Annotated in this window: 14 protein-coding genes; 4 read left to right on the top strand and 10 right to left on the bottom strand. The window is 62.0% G+C overall.

All coding sequences use genetic code 11. The annotated features are described in order from the left end of the window. Nucleotides 1-10 precede the first annotated feature (10 nt). Both KHU30_RS06765 and KHU30_RS06760 read left to right on the top strand, forming a co-directional pair. Entirely contained in the window at nt 11-727 is a 717-nt protein-coding gene (locus tag KHU30_RS06765) for a response regulator transcription factor (RefSeq protein WP_211441796.1), read from the top strand. Between the two features lie 34 nt (nt 728-761). Next, a complete protein-coding gene (locus KHU30_RS06760; protein ID WP_211441795.1) occupies nt 762-2,828 on the top strand; it encodes a sensor histidine kinase in 2,067 nt (688 codons plus the stop codon). A gap of 40 nt (nt 2,829-2,868) precedes the next feature. On the opposite strand, the gene KHU30_RS06755 is transcribed toward KHU30_RS06760, so the two are convergent. The 6 genes from KHU30_RS06755 to KHU30_RS06730 all read right to left on the bottom strand — a co-directional run bounded on the left by KHU30_RS06755 (nt 2,869) and on the right by KHU30_RS06730 (nt 7,297). After that, nucleotides 2,869-3,369: a tyrosine-protein phosphatase gene (locus KHU30_RS06755; RefSeq protein WP_211441794.1), complete on the bottom strand. Its 501-nt coding sequence runs from the start codon at nt 3,367-3,369 to the stop codon at nt 2,869-2,871. A gap of 86 nt (nt 3,370-3,455) precedes the next feature. Beyond that, complete coding sequence (locus KHU30_RS06750) at nt 3,456-4,007, bottom strand: GDYXXLXY domain-containing protein (protein WP_211441793.1); 552 nt, start codon at nt 4,005-4,007, stop codon at nt 3,456-3,458. Further along, a complete protein-coding gene (locus tag KHU30_RS06745) occupies nt 4,004-5,092 on the bottom strand; it encodes a DUF4401 domain-containing protein (protein WP_211441792.1) in 1,089 nt (362 codons plus the stop codon). Before KHU30_RS06745 ends, KHU30_RS06750 begins: the two co-directional genes overlap by 4 nt. Further along, on the bottom strand, nt 5,089-6,108 hold the full coding sequence (locus KHU30_RS06740; RefSeq protein WP_211441791.1) for a DUF2157 domain-containing protein: 1,020 nt from the start codon (nt 6,106-6,108) through the stop codon (nt 5,089-5,091). Before KHU30_RS06740 ends, KHU30_RS06745 begins: the two co-directional genes overlap by 4 nt. Nucleotides 6,109-6,331: 223 nt before the next feature. Further along, complete coding sequence (locus KHU30_RS06735; protein ID WP_230427208.1) at nt 6,332-6,922, bottom strand: YdcF family protein; 591 nt, start codon at nt 6,920-6,922, stop codon at nt 6,332-6,334. A gap of 45 nt (nt 6,923-6,967) precedes the next feature. Then, nucleotides 6,968-7,297, bottom strand: a complete 330-nt coding sequence (locus KHU30_RS06730; protein WP_211441790.1) for an AraC family transcriptional regulator — start codon at nt 7,295-7,297, stop codon at nt 6,968-6,970. A 99-nt stretch (nt 7,298-7,396) separates the two neighbouring features. On the opposite strand from KHU30_RS06730, the gene KHU30_RS06725 reads away from it, so the two are divergent. Both KHU30_RS06725 and KHU30_RS06720 read left to right on the top strand, forming a co-directional pair. Further along, entirely contained in the window at nt 7,397-8,428 is a 1,032-nt protein-coding gene (locus tag KHU30_RS06725; protein ID WP_211441789.1) for an MBL fold metallo-hydrolase, read from the top strand. Nucleotides 8,429-8,486: 58 nt separating this feature from the next. Continuing rightward, the gene (locus KHU30_RS06720; RefSeq protein WP_230427207.1) at nt 8,487-8,654 is read left to right on the top strand and encodes a hypothetical protein; all 168 of its coding nucleotides are present in this window, start codon (nt 8,487-8,489) and stop codon (nt 8,652-8,654) included. Between the two features lie 60 nt (nt 8,655-8,714). Here KHU30_RS06720 and KHU30_RS06715 read toward each other — a convergent pair whose 3' ends face one another. The 4 genes from KHU30_RS06715 to KHU30_RS06700 form a co-directional block, all read right to left on the bottom strand. Further along, entirely contained in the window at nt 8,715-9,203 is a 489-nt protein-coding gene (locus KHU30_RS06715; protein WP_211441787.1) for a GFA family protein, read from the bottom strand. A 99-nt stretch (nt 9,204-9,302) separates the two neighbouring features. Then, nucleotides 9,303-10,400 carry a chitosanase gene (locus tag KHU30_RS06710; protein WP_230427206.1) on the bottom strand — a complete coding sequence of 366 codons (1,098 nt, stop codon included), beginning with the start codon at nt 10,398-10,400 and terminating at the stop codon, nt 9,303-9,305. 96 nt (nt 10,401-10,496) lie between these two features. Beyond that, entirely contained in the window at nt 10,497-12,776 is a 2,280-nt protein-coding gene (locus KHU30_RS06705) for a carbohydrate-binding protein (RefSeq protein ID WP_211441786.1), read from the bottom strand. Between the two features lie 76 nt (nt 12,777-12,852). Beyond that, complete coding sequence (locus KHU30_RS06700) at nt 12,853-14,082, bottom strand: alginate lyase family protein (RefSeq protein WP_211441785.1); 1,230 nt, start codon at nt 14,080-14,082, stop codon at nt 12,853-12,855. Nucleotides 14,083-14,128 lie beyond the last annotated feature (46 nt).

The raw sequence follows: 14,128 nt of genomic DNA, 5'->3' as shown, positions 1-14,128 counted from the left end.
CGGAGAAAAAATGTCAAAGCAGGCACAAAAAGTAGCGGTGATCGAAGACGACATCCCGACCAGCAACCAGCTCAAGGGCTGGATCGAGGCGGCCAAGCCCGGCATCCACGTCGACCAGTGGTACACGCGCGATGACGCCGAGGCGGCGCTGGCGCGTGAAAATTACGACCTGGTGGTGCTCGACATCGAGCTGGGCCGCGAACGGCATGCCGGCGTCGCCATCATCAATGCCATCAACAAGGGCCAGGCGACGCCGGTGCTGGTGGTGTCGGCCATGCCGGCCACCATCTACCGCAGCATCATGAAGGCCTTGGACGCTTGGGATTACCTGCAAAAGGCGACCTTCGAGGAATCCGATTTCATCGATACCTTCCTGGAGATCCTGCGCGCCGCCAAGGACCGCAACGGCGCGAAGGAGAGCATGCCCACGGCCAGCAGCAATGAACTGTCGATCGACCCGCTGCGCCAGAAGACCCCGATCTGGCGCGCGCAACGCATCAACCTGCCGCTGACGGCGCAACGCCTGCTGGCGGCGCTGTACGAGCACCGCGGCCAGGTGGTGACCTACGAGCAGCTGTTCCAGGTGGTCAAGAGCGGGCGCAACCGCGACAATATCCGCAAGCATGTCAGCACCATCCGCGATGCGTTTCGCGAGGTCGATGCCGAGTTCTCCTGCATTGAAAATATCCCGATGCGCGGCTTTCGCTGGGTCGACCAGGAAAAATGATGCGCGGCCACTTCGACAGCGGGAATGACTGCCCATGAAGATCAGCTTTCCGAATCTCGCCCAATACCGCCTGCGCATCCTGTTCCGGGGCGCCTTCCTGCTGCTGGCGGTGGCTACGGTGGCGCTGGCGCTGTATGTGCTGCAGCAGGAAAAGCAGCTGAGTTACAAGAATTACCAGGCCAGCTTCCGCAAGACCAGCGACCAGATCCTGGCCACCTTGCGTCATCCCGCCGGGCAATTGGCGCTGCTGAATCCGCGCGCCGAAAATGGCGGCGCAGCCGCGCTGCATCCGGTATTGCTGCCGTTTCCCTCGCTCGATTTCGACGACCAGAACAAGGTGCGGCAGGCCATCACCATGTCCGGCTGCCTGGTGCAGTATGGGGATGACGGCGCGCTCTGCGTGGCCGTCGGCAACAACCCTTGGGCCGGCGGCTTCATTTATGCGGCCGGCAGTTTTGTCAGCGATGAACTGGTGCCGCACCAGCGCGGCGAACAGGATATCGGCGACGCGCATCGCCTGCGGGTGACGGTAACGCTGCGCGGACAGACCTACCGCTGGATTGCACCGTTCGAAAAGAACGGCGATCCGAATGCCGTGCAAACGCGTGGCGCGCATGGCCGCCTGACCGGTTTTCTCGATGACGATAGCGGCCGGGTGGGAGCCAGGCCGGTCAAGGATTTCCGCGGCTGGATCTGGCAAAGCACCTTATGCAGCAAGCCCGGGCAGGGCGATGCCGATTGCCCGCGCAGTTCGTTTTTCTCGTTGCGCCTGCCGATAGGCGTCCTGCAGGATGCCCTGTTCCAGGAAAAAAATCCGGTTTGGCCGCCCGCCGACCTGGACAAGATCGAGGTGCGCATCGAGGTCTTGCCTCCGGGCGACGGCCCGCTGCTTCTTGACAGCAAAAGCGCGAGCGCAGCGCGGGCATTTGCCGTGAGCGACCTTGCTTCGCTGCTGTTGCCGGGCGAGAGCTTGCGCATCAGGAAGCGCGGCGCGGCAGGCGGCGCTGACCTGGTCAGCCTGAGCGGGGCCGAAGATCATCCGGACGACAGCTCGCGCCTGCTAAGCCGCCTGGTGCGCCGCCTGCCGGTGGACGAAGTCGGTCCGCCGAACGACAGCCGGGAATCTGTGGTGACGGCAGCGGGAATCTATGATGTGACCTTGACGGGCGACGAGCGCAGCGTCAACCGCAGCCTGGGCGTGGTGGCTGCGCGGGTATCGTGGTTTGTCGGCGCCATGCTGCTGGCCTTGTTCGTCGCCTGGCTGATCATCGAGATCGGCATCATTCGCCGCATCACATTGCTGACCCGGCGCGCCGCCAAGGTGTCCAAGATCGTCAAGGGTTCGGGCGGGCTCGACCAGTTCGACCTGACCGACCTGCGCGGCGCCGACGAGCTTGGCGTACTGGCAAGCTGCCTGCACGACCTGCTCAGGCGCGTCAAGGAAGACCTCGAGCGGGAGGAAATCCGCGCCGAGCAGGAAAAGGAAATGTGGCATGCGGTGGGCCATGAAATCATGTCGCCGCTGCAGTCTTTGATGGCCCTGCACGGCGCCGCCGAAAGCCAGAGCAGCCGCTACATCAACCGCATGCAGCAAGCGGTGCGGGTGCTGTATGGCAGCGCCTCTCCCAGCGAGGCGTTCCAGTCCACGGTGCTGCAGGTGACGGCCATCGACATCGGTGCTTTTCTCGGCAACGTCGCGGACAATGCGCCGCTGGTCGGCATCGCGGACGTCAGCTTCTCCGGCGGGCAGCAGGGCGTGATGGTCAGGGCGGATGATTATTCGCTGGAGGATGTGGTAACTCACGTCCTGCGCAATGCCGATCGTTGCCGCCTGCCGGGCACCATGATTTCCATCGACCTGAAAACCACTGAAACCGCGGCCACCATCGCCATTCATAATTACGGGCCGAATATCGCTGGTGAACTGATCGACAAGATTTTCGAATACGGCGTGTCCGACCAGCTTGACGCCGGCGCCAACGGCAGCCGGGGGCAGGGGCTGTTTGTCGCCAAGACTTATATGGCCAAGATGGGCGGCACCATCACCGCGCAAAATGTGGCGGATGGGGTGGTGTTTTCACTGGGGTTGCAGCGGGTGTGATTGGACGCAGGCTGGAGCAAGGGATGCGGCAGAACGTTGCTCAACCATTGCTCTCAACACCCGCGCGGATTTTTTCAATGTCTACGGCATCCATGTATTTCGGAATGTTTTTCCACAGCGAGTGGTATCCGTAGCCGCCGTCAGTCAGCTCTTCCAGCGCCTTTTGCTTGCTCCAGTCCTGGAATACGACGCGGTACATCGCGGTGACCAGGCCGGTCCGGTCGGCGCCATGCCAGCAATGTAGCAAGACCGGGCCTTCCTTGGCGCCGGCGCGTATCGCGCGCAAGGCATCGATCACGTTCTGATCGTTGATTTCCCAGGTGTTGATGCCGACATGCACGGCCTTGATGCCGGTATCTTTCAGCAAACCGTCATCCGAGTGGAATGAGCGCAGGTTGACCACTGTTCTGATGCCCAGCTGGTTGAGCGTCTTGATATCCTGTGGCCGCAAGGCGGCGCTGCGATAGAAATTCTTGTCGACCAAATAAAGATTGGCCGAGGTGTCCACGGCCTGAGCCCATTCTGGCTTGCGGACGGCCATTTGGCCTGTATCCGCTTGCGCATGTGGTGTAAAGGCGAATTGGATCAGCAGGGCTGATTGGGCCAGGCGTTTCAGGAGATGAGATGTCATTGTTTGCTGTCGCTAGTTACCGGAGTTTTCTTGATGCGGTCGGGAATCGCCTGATGCTGCTGGTCCGCCAGGCCAGCCAGCAAGGCTGTGCCATCGCGCGCTACGCGGAAGATTGCGTAGCGGGCCAGGGCGAAGCGGGCGCCTTCGCCCTCGGCGAAGAAATAACTGCTGCTCGGCAGGTGTGCGCCATTGTCTTCCCATTTCAGGCGCACCAGGGTTTCGCCGGCTTGCGGTTGTTCGCCGGCCTGGGCCATCCGCAGAAATTGCGCAACGCCGTCAGCGTCGGTGCCGAGTATTACGCCGAGCGCCTGACCTGGCGCCGGGGGTGTTTTGGCAGCGACCAGCTGCTTAGTCAGCTGTTGCGTCAGTTGATAGTCAAGCGCCATGTAATCGCCCTGCATCAGCGAACGCGGATCGACCGGACGCAGCGGCAGCAGTATCGCGCGGCCCTGCGCCAGGGTTTGTTCGTGCCGCCAGACGATGCCGTTCAGGAACAGCAGGGTGATCAGCGCAGCGATGATGAAAAGAGGCAGGCGCCACCGCATCATGTTGCTCTCCTCGACATGGACAGCCACATCAGCAACAGTGCGATGCCGCTCGCCATCAGCAGCAGTCCCTTGTACAGCAGGGGCCAGTTCAAGTTGTAATAGAAAGCGCCGAAGCCGGCCAGTGCAGCGGCAATGCCGAGCGCCGTCAGATAGCTGCGGCCTTCGGCCAGGCCGATCCAAAGCACCAGCGCCGCCGTCGCTAACGCCGGCGACAAGACGCAGAGCGGCAACAGCACCGCCAGCGGCAAGATCCTGGCGGCCAATCCGGGGTTACGGCGCAGCGTCATGAATACGGCAACCAGTAACGGCAGCAGGTCTAGCAGCCGGTAGGCAAGCCAGAGGCCATTTGGCGCCAGCCATTGATCGGCATCGGACGGCGCCACGAATAATTCGTGCCAGCCAATGGCCTGCCATACCTGCGCGCCAAGCCAGAACCACAGCAGGGCATGGCGCACCGGTTGCCAGACCGCCGGACCGAGGCCGGACAGTTTCAGCGGGTGAGTCCACAGCCACCACAGCGCCAGCGAAAACAGCAGATTGCGCAGCGGCGCCAGTTGCCACATCCACGTGGCGTGCTCTCGCAGGCCGTAGTTGTAACGCCCCAGCCATGGCGTCATCCAGTACCACAGCACCGCCAGCATGACGCCGGCCGCAATGAAGCGCAGCAGGCGGTGTCCGGACAGTGCGAACAGTATCAGCGCCAGCACGAAGGCCGGCAGTTCCCACGAATCCGGCTTCAGGCCGGCGCCGACCAGCACGGCGCCGGCAATCGCTACCGGCACCGCCATCTGCGGCAGGAAAAACGATTGCCGATTGAGCCGCATCACGGCTGTCGCAACGGCTATCAGCAGCACGCCGCAAACGATCCAGGCGCTTTCGTTGCTGGCGATGAAGGCCGGCACTACCACTGCCGCCACCAGCAAGGCAGCGGCAATCCAGGCGGCGATGGTTTGCAGGATCATGACCGACCAGGGCAGGGCATCATCGCGCCCGGGCAAGGCAGCGTCCTGGCGCAGCGCGCCGCTCTCGCGCAAGCCGGCGATCACGCCGTCCCAGTCGGCAATCTGGTTGCTTGGCTGGCTCATTGCGCCGCCTCCATTAATGCCGGCTGCGACGCGGCTTGCCATTGCTGGTGGCGGGCGTGCAGCCACCAGCCGATGGCGCCGAGGCCGCCGATCGCCAGTATGGAAACCGGATACAGCCAGTTGTCGCCATGGGCGGAACCGATCACCCAGGCCAGCACGGCGACCCAGACAGAAAACAAAGGCAGCGCCAGCAGCAACAGATCGCGCCGCTGTAAATAAAAATAGAGCGCTGCAACCACGCAGGCTAGCCACAAGATCAGGATTACAGGGTTGCTGCTGGCTGCCGAAAGCCCGAAAACATGCTGATGCGCGCCGGCCAGCACCATGCTGGCCTGGATCGTCAGCAGCAGCGCCAATCCCAGTCCCAGCAGGCGTGGCAGGATGCGCGCGGTCCATGGCGCCGCCGCGCTTTGCAGCCGTTCGGCCAGGGCCAGCGCCGCCAGCCAGAAGCCGATCAAGGGCAGGTTGGCTTCATCGAACAGGCCCCAGGACGACAGCGCCGGACGCCACGGCGCATGCGGCAGCCACAGCTGCAGCGCCAGCGATGCAATGACGATCCACAAGCCCCACAGCGGCGCGAAATCGGCCAGCAGCGCCCATGGCAAGGCCAGCGCCGCCCATAGCGCAAACAGCTGCCAGGCATCGGCGCCGGTCTGGTAGGTTTGCCCGATCACCGCCAGCCAGATGCCGGACATGGCAGCCACGGCAAACAGCGCCCAGCGCCGGCCGTCGCTGTCAGGCCGGGCCAGGAAAGCCCATGCCAGCAGCGCCAGCCAGCCGGCTTCGGCGACGCCGACCCGCGCCAGGCGCGGCCAGGTCAGCCAATTGGAAGCGAATACCATCACTGTGCCGGCCAGCAGGCACAAGGCGCCGCTGATCAACAGCAGCAATGCCGCCAGCCGGCGCCAGCGCTCGGCGTCAGGCGCCAGATGCAAAGCCAGCAGCGCGCGCCGATAGCCCGGCTGGTCGAGCGCGCCGCTGTCCTGCCAGTGATCAAGAATGCTGCGTGCATTCATCGTCGGACTCCATTTTGGGATGATTGGTGGCGGGGTAGCATGTGTTAGCAGAGCAGTCGGTCACCGGGAACCGGCCACGATTGGCAATATATTAAGCCATTTATTTTTACTTATTGCTTTTTATAAACGAGGGCTTCATCAAAACTTTATCTTGATGAAGCGCAGTCTCAGGACGGTGTGGACAATTTTTGGAGAATGGTCAGGGTTTTGACGGCGACGTCGCTCAGTAGTGCAAGGCGTAGGCATAGAATCCGATAACTTCCCGGGCCAGCGAATATATGTCACGCCATTCAAAAAAAACAGGATGGGCGTTGTAAAGGCGCGATATGCCGCATTGCTTAAAGGCGAGGCGCGCCCGCGCAATGTGAAAATACTGGGACACAAGCAAAGCGCTCTTGTAGCCATGCAGATGCATCAACGCAGTGCTGTTTTTTGCTGTGTCAGCCGTTGTGTCGCCATGGCTGTCAACCAATATCGATGCAGCCGGCACTTGCCGCGCAACGAGATAGTTTTTCATGGCGACTGCTTCATCCACGCCTTCCTTGCCGGTGCCGCCGCTGACGATTAAATGCGTAATTACTCCTGACTTGTACAATTCGCCAGCCTTGTCCAGGCGTGCAGCCAGGCGCGGAGAGGCGGTGCCGTCGGGGTTGACCTTGGAGCCGAAGACAATTGCTACATCACTTGCCTCAATACGGTCGGAAAGTCCGACAGCGGCGATCGTCACGGCCGTCAGCAAACCCAGGCTGAATATTCCCAGCAATCCGAATTTGAAAAACATGCTGGCAGTCTTGCAGAATTTGCGATGTTGCATCTCGGTCCGGGAATAATTGAAAAAGCTGGTTTGTGATGAGCGCCATCAGGTCACGGAAACTACCCGGAGCCCCTGCAGCGCACGCGCAGCCGAAACAATATCAGAGAAACGCAGCCGTTCATTGCCAAAACACAGGCCGATCAGACATAAGCGTCTGTCGGCATGCATGGTCTGATCCTGCACCGGCGTCATGGCGCTGACTGCCTTGAAGTGATGCCGCAGCGACGACACGCTCATGCCTGCGCGTTGCGCCAGTTCCGCCATGCGCAGCTGCTCGCCGTAGTTGGATTTGAGCCAGGTGATGAACGCGCTGGCCGATTCACCGGCGCTCGCCATGGCTGCCATGCCCCGGATAGGATTTATTTGCACTGCCAAGTTTACTTTTTTATGTTATAAACTACACTGTGTAGTGTAATATATTTCAGTTTTCAGCAGAAATCATCAAATAACCGATATCCGGACAGGACAACCAGCATGGCAAGCGAAACCCTCGAGGCTTTTGATACGGCTCTCCCCATCCAATATTCAATGCGGCGCGACGGCAAGTTCAGGAACCGCCAGCCGATGCACAAGAACGGCTTGCGCAAGACCTTGCAAGTGTTGTGGCGTTTCATTTTCGACAAGCCGGCTGGAACGGTGCCGGCGCGGCCGATCCCGGTGCAGGCGATCAGCACGGCGCAGCTGCTGGCGGCGCCCGACCGTTCGCTGTTCCGCCTCGGCCATTCAACTATGCTGCTGAAGCTGCGCGGCGCATTCTGGCTGACCGATCCGGTGTTTTCCGAGCGCGCTTCGCCGCTGCAGTGGATCGGTCCCAAGCGCTTCCACCAGCCGCCGATCGGCATCGCCGATTTGCCGCCTATCGAGGGTGTGATCCTGTCGCATGACCATTACGATCATCTGGATCACGCTGCGATCCTGCAGCTGGCCGGCAAGGTAAAGCACTTCCTGACGCCGCTGGGCGTGGGCGACACGCTGATCAAGTGGGGCATTCCGGCGGAGAAGGTGCAGCAGCTGGACTGGTGGCAAAGCACCCGGGTCGGCGGCTTGCAGCTGGCGGCGACGCCGGCGCGCCATTTTTCCGGACGCGGCCTGACTGACGGCAACCGTACGCTGTGGGCCTCCTGGGTGATCATCGATGACGATCTGCGCCTGTTCTTCAGCGGCGACAGCGGCTATTTCGACGGCTTCAAGGAGATCGGCCGGCGCTACGGCCCATTCGACCTGACCATGATAGAAACCGGCGCCTACGACCATGACTGGCCGGACGTCCACATGCAGCCGGAACAGACGCTGCAAGCCCACCTGGACCTGGGCGGCAAGCATTTGCTGCCGGTGCATAACGGCACCTTCGACCTTGCCCTGCATCTGTGGCAAGACCCGTTCGAGCGCATCGTCGCGCTCGCTGGGGAGCAGGGAGTTCCGGTCAGCACGCCGCAGATGGGTGAAATGCTGAGCGTCGCCGCGCCCCAGGCCGGGCGGCGCTGGTGGCGCGAGCAGGACGCCTGACGCTCAAGTCTGTCTGCCAGGGCAGGAAAATCGAAGTGCGATTATGCCGGAGGAAGAAATGGATACACCTGTCATTTGCGAAAAGGAATATCTGCGCATCGTGGCTGAGTTTGATTTCTTATGGGGGCGGAGAACCACCATGCGGGAGCGGGCCCGCATGGATTATCTGATCACCTTGATCAATGTGTTCGACGCCGCTTTGGCAGCTGAGCCGGCAGAAAATTGAGCGCCGCTTTCTAAAAGCTCCGTCTAGGCGCAAGGTGGAGGCGCGAATGACAGAACAGAACTATGTGAGCAGCCCTAGCCGCTCATGCCAATCCGCCAATGACTCATGCGGGAATTCGGCGAACTGCTGGTCTTTACGGCCGGCCTTGACTTCCACCCAGGGCGCCTTGTAGGCGAGCAGCAGATGGGTGTGTTCAGGCGGCGTCGGCAGCGGCGTGTCAATGGCTGAGGCAAACGGATGCACCAGCTCCGGCCATTCCGGACTGAACAGCCACAAGGCGCTGCCGCAGCGCCGGCAGAAATGCCGTTGCGCGGTGCTGGTATGGACCCGGCGCTCGCCCTTGCGCTTGAGCTTGGCGTGGTAGACGCTGACGTCGTCACGGCCGGTGACCTTGAGGGTGCCGGCGTCGCCGCCGATATTGATGGTGTAGCCGCCACCGCCCTGGGTCTTGCGGCAGATCGAGCAGTAGCAGCGCTGGTAAGGGTAGGGCGTAGCGCTTTCCAGGCTGAAGCGGACGGCGCCGCAATGGCAGGATCCCTTGAGTTTCATCGCTATCTCCTGATGGTGATGCTGCATCGACATCGACATCAACTAGCCCCGGATCTGCGCATCGCGCCCGGGCCGGTCACGGCCCAGGCGTCCCCAGGCTTACTTCATGGTCCAGTTGGTCACCTTGACCACGTCCGCATCGGCATTCTTGAGGTCGGTTTCTCCCAGGCCCAGCAGGGTGCTCCATTCTTTCACCCGGTTCTTGCCGTTAGGCGGCTGGTTGTACTGATTGGTATCGACGATCTTGCTGCGTTGCGCGTAGAAACTGGTCATGAAGGTTTTTTCATCGGTGCTCTTGCCCGAACGCGACAGCACGCCTTCCAGCGTGCCGGAATCGCCGCTGGCGCCCTGGTTCAGCGCCGTATCGACAAACGAGCCGATGGTCAGCGCCGAGGTGAAGCCGCGCTGGCGCGCCTGCTGCAGGCTGTACTTGATATAGACATTATAAAAAGTATGCCACATGGCTTCGCGCCATGCCGGGTTGTTTTGCAGCGCCCCGATCTTCTTGTAGAAATCCGCCTTGCTATCGGTGATCTTCAGGATCGCGCCTTGCATGTTGCCATGCGCGCCGGCGCGCGCCAGGCCGCCTGCGATCGAAGGGTTGGCGGCGCCGCTGGCGGCGTCGAATTCCTTGAACAGCGCCGGACCGTCCGGACCTTCATCGTTGGGGCCGCCAGTGGTGGCGCCGAAAATCCCGATGGTGTAGCCGCGGTCGTCATTGATGTTTTCGCAGTAGCCGTAGTATTTGGTCCAGTTGAGCGAATCCTGTTCCGGCTTGTTGATCAGCTTCATGATGTTGTCCCACTGCTCGCCGTCCAGGCCGGTATTGGCTTTCAGGAATTGCAGCGTGGCCGGAGAGAAATTCGCATCATGGTCGTTGGCTGCCGCCTTGGCCTGCTGGCAGCTGGCGCCGCTGATCCATGGCTGCGCCGTTGCAATGGCGCCGCTGCTGCTGGCCGGATTGTTCCCCTGGGTCCAGTAGACAGCGCTGTAGTTGACGCCGCCGTAGCTGACCTTGTCGCCAGCGGTGTAAACGGCGCCGTCGACCCAGGCAGCGTCGCAGGGGGCGACCCTGGCGTCCAGCCTGGCCTGGCTGCCGGCCGCCAGGCCGTGCGCCCCGGCGTTCAGGGACAAGGCCAGCAGGCCGCAGGAAAGCAGCAGGGCTTTCGATATTGTCTTCATGGGTAAATTAGGCAAAGTATTCTCCAGAATGAATGATGTCGTGGTTGATTAATTTGTAAGCCAAACATTTGTCAACTAGAACAATTCCCGAGCAGGTAAGCCTGCGTATCTTTATTTCGCCAGCCTGACTACGCTGGAGCCGGCGTTGGCGCTATTGCCATACTGGTTGATGACGTGCGTGATCTCACCGACGCCGCCCAGCGAGACCGTCGTCATGTTATGGAACATGGCGCCGTTCAAGCCGGAGGCCGGCGCTTCGATCGCGCTCGATACCTTGACGCTGCTGTTGCTGCTGAAGTAGCAGTAGATGCCGACTCCCCATGCCTGGTGGCTGGCGACCGAGTCGGCTACCTTGTAGGAGGCGTAGCCGTTCTTGCCGCCGTTCATCCAGCTGCCCTGGTCCGGCACATCGTAGGGCAGTTCGCTCTGGTAGAAATAGACACGGCCGCCGTTGCCGTTCCAGAGCGTCTGGTATTGCTGGAAGTGCTCGACAAACAAGCCGTAGATAGTGACATTGGCGCCGTTCACGATGAGGCCGTTGGTGGCGGTGTTGCTGCTCCAGCCGACGCCGTAGGTATGGTCGGCGCGCCAGATCCAGAAATCGTCGCCGATGACGTCGCTGCTGTTGATTTTCAGGCCGACCGCGGCCTTGCCCACGGTTGCGCCGCCGATGCGGAAGAACAGGTCGTGCAGGGAGGTCGGATTGGCGGCATGGCTGGCGCTGCTTCCTGTCGGTCCGACTTCCAGCAGGACAGGCGAGCTGAGCGGACCGGCATCGAACAGGATGCCGGCGATCTTGACGCCGTCGACGTCGGCCACCGACATGGCGGCCACGCCGTTATCGGGCAGCAGCGTCGCCAGGCCGAGGCCCAGCACCACGGTGTTGGCGCGGGCGATGCGCAGGGTGTCGTTGAGATGGTAGACGCCCGGCGTCAGGATCAGGTTCTTGCCCTGGCTCAGGGCGGCGTTGATGCTGGCGGCGGTATCAACGCCTTCCTTGGCGATATAGAAACTGCTGATGGAGAGCGATTGGCCGGCTGCGGCGCCGCTGGTCCAGCTGACGCCGTGATTGTTGCTGGCGAGCGCGGGAACGAAGACGTTATAGTTGCCGCCGGCGTCGATGGTGAGGAAAGGCTTTTCCCGCACCAGCGGCGTGGTCGCCAGCACAGTGTCGGGAGGATTCGGCCAGACCACGCCGCCGGGCGCGCCGTCGACCCCGGCGAACACCATGTTCCAGTTGGCGCCGCTCCAGCTGCCGATTTGCGAATCGCGGGTGAACCATTGCTGCTGGCCGCCGGACTGGACCTGGCCGTCGACCTTGGAGTCTGCCAGGAAGCCGCCGCTGGACCAGCCGCCGTCATCCAGCGCCAGGTTGCCCTTGATATGCATGCGGCGCAATGGCGAGCCCTGCGATACCGCCCAGCGGTCCAGGCTGCCGCTCGGATTGACCGCCATGTTTTCGGCGCCGCGCCAGAAATTCTGCGTCGCGTTGCCGTTGTCCCAGTCGGCTTCGACGTGCACCGCGCCGGTGATGTTGACGTCGTCGGGCGAATTTCCCAAGCCGAGCACCTGGGTATAGAAACCGACATTGACGTCGACGTTATAAGCGCCGGGTTTGAACAGCAGTGCATAGCGGGCGTTGCCGAACTGGTTGCTTTGCTGCTGGCTGAACACTGTATTGAGCCGGCCCTGGATGGCGGCGGCCGACATGCCGGGATCGAAGATCAGCACATTGGGACCGAAGTCGGGCGCGGCGCCGGCGCTGCTGACGACAAGCCAGTTGAAGTTGCCGACCGCACCGCTGCTGCCGGCGCTATCCATGTACAGCTGGATGACGTGCTGGCCGGCCGTCAGGCTGATGCTGGAGGAGAGCGTCTGCCAGTTCTGCCAGCCCTGGGTGTCCGGGATGGTCAGCTGCGAAGTCGCCGCCGTCCCGTCCACATTGACATGGAAATTGCCGCCCTGGCCCAGGCTGGCGACCCGCACTTGCAGCGTGTAGCTGCCGGTCGCCGCGACGTTGACCGTGTAGTTGAGCCATTCTCCGGCCGTAGTCCAGCCGACGTCGTAGCCGGCGCCGCTGTCGCTGGAGGCTTCGATGCCGACGCCCTCGGCGCTGCGATACTGGCCGCCCTGGTTGGTGTTGGCGGCGTTGTAGTAGCCGACACTTTGTCCTCCGTTGTCGAAATTTTCCGCCTGGATTGTTCCTGGCAGCGGCCATGGCGTGCCGCCGTAAGGAGAGCCGGCAGTAGCGGCGGCCGCGCTTTTCGCGCTGCTGGCGGCGCTGCCTGGGCTGGCGCTGCCGCCGTCGCCGCAGGCGCACAGGATGCTGGCGCTGGCAAGGGCCAGCGTGAAGTTCTTGAATAAGTATCCGAGGGCGTCAGTGTTCAACATGTTCTCCAGTCGGTTTTGTGGCGCGCGGCGAGAAGTTACAACACGCATGCTCCATGCGTAACTGCCGCGGCGGGTGTTATTTCGCGGGGCTGCCGCCATGCGTCAGGGTTTCCAGGATGACGTCGTGCAAATCGTCCGGACTGGCTTTTGGCCTGACGTCGTTGACCAGGTGCTTCAGGGTCTGCGGCAATGCAACGCCCAAACGATTGTGATAGGCGTTATAGCCCCGTTCCATGGTGCCTTTCAGCACAGGGATATAGTTGCCGTCGCATAGTCCGGGGAAGCCGGCGGGGATGGGGACGCTGTCGGTCTGCGAGGTGTTGCGCACGCCTTGCAGCATGCGTGCATGGTATTCCAGCGTCGTGGTCAGGCGCGCCTGCATAGGCGTGTACAGGTCGGTGCCCTGGATATAGGCGGTCTCGGCGCCATTGAAGGTGGCCGCCATGCCGAGCTGCACGTGCTGGGTGTCGCGGCAAGTCTCTTGCGATACGCCGCTGGTGGCTGCGTTGAAGACGGTCTGGCCGTTCCAGCTGCTCGGGCTGCCGCTGAATTTCACCGGCGCGCTGCCGTCTTGCGCATGGTTGTAGAAATAAGCGGGCACCCATTTCTTCCACAAGCTGGTTGCCGCAGCGAACAGCGCCTTGTCTTCGGTGAATACGGCAATGCCGAGCATGCCGTCGATCATGCTCAGTTCCCAGTTGCCGTTCTTGCCCGCGCCCTGGTTGTTGTTGATGTAGGGTAGGTACTGGGTAGTCAGCATTTTTTGAAACGCCGTGACGTCGGCAGCCGCCCAGCCGCTATAGGTGTAGCGGATGATTTCCGCCGCTGCAGGCCATTTTTCCGCTGTCCATGCCGATTGCAGGGGAGCGTTGGAACCGGTATGCCCGCCGCTCAGGTTGCGCGCATAGGTGTTCATGATGGCGATCGCATTCTTGGCGTAGGTGGCGTTGCCCGAAATGAACCACAGCAGCGCCTGGGTATAGGCGGCTGCGGCGTCGCTGTCTTCGGTCGAACAGCCGTGATCCGGCACCGATCCGGAGCCGCATTCGATCACGTGGCTGGCGGGCGGTCCTTGCACCCGGTAGCTGAGCGATCCTTGCGTCGTGCTTTTGGCCGCTTCATAGGCCGAGGCAAAAGGCTCGGCGCCGGCATTGACCTGGCTCTTGATGTAGTTGAGGCGCGCAAGGTCGACCAGCACGCCGGGATGCTTGAAGCCGGCGGCCCAGCTGCAGCCGCTCAGGACTACCGCATTGGCGAGGGAAAAGGCGGCGCTGACGGCGAGATATTTAACGGAGGGAGTTTTCAAGGTCGTTCCAGTCCAGTAGAAAGTGTGCTTCACGTATCAGAGAAGC

The sequence above is a fragment of the Collimonas humicola genome (genome assembly GCF_018304945.1).
In the GTDB taxonomy this organism is placed as follows: domain Bacteria; phylum Pseudomonadota; class Gammaproteobacteria; order Burkholderiales; family Burkholderiaceae_D; genus Collimonas; species Collimonas humicola.
Note: the sequence above shows the minus strand (reverse complement) of the source record. Positions and strands in the feature narration are given on the sequence as shown.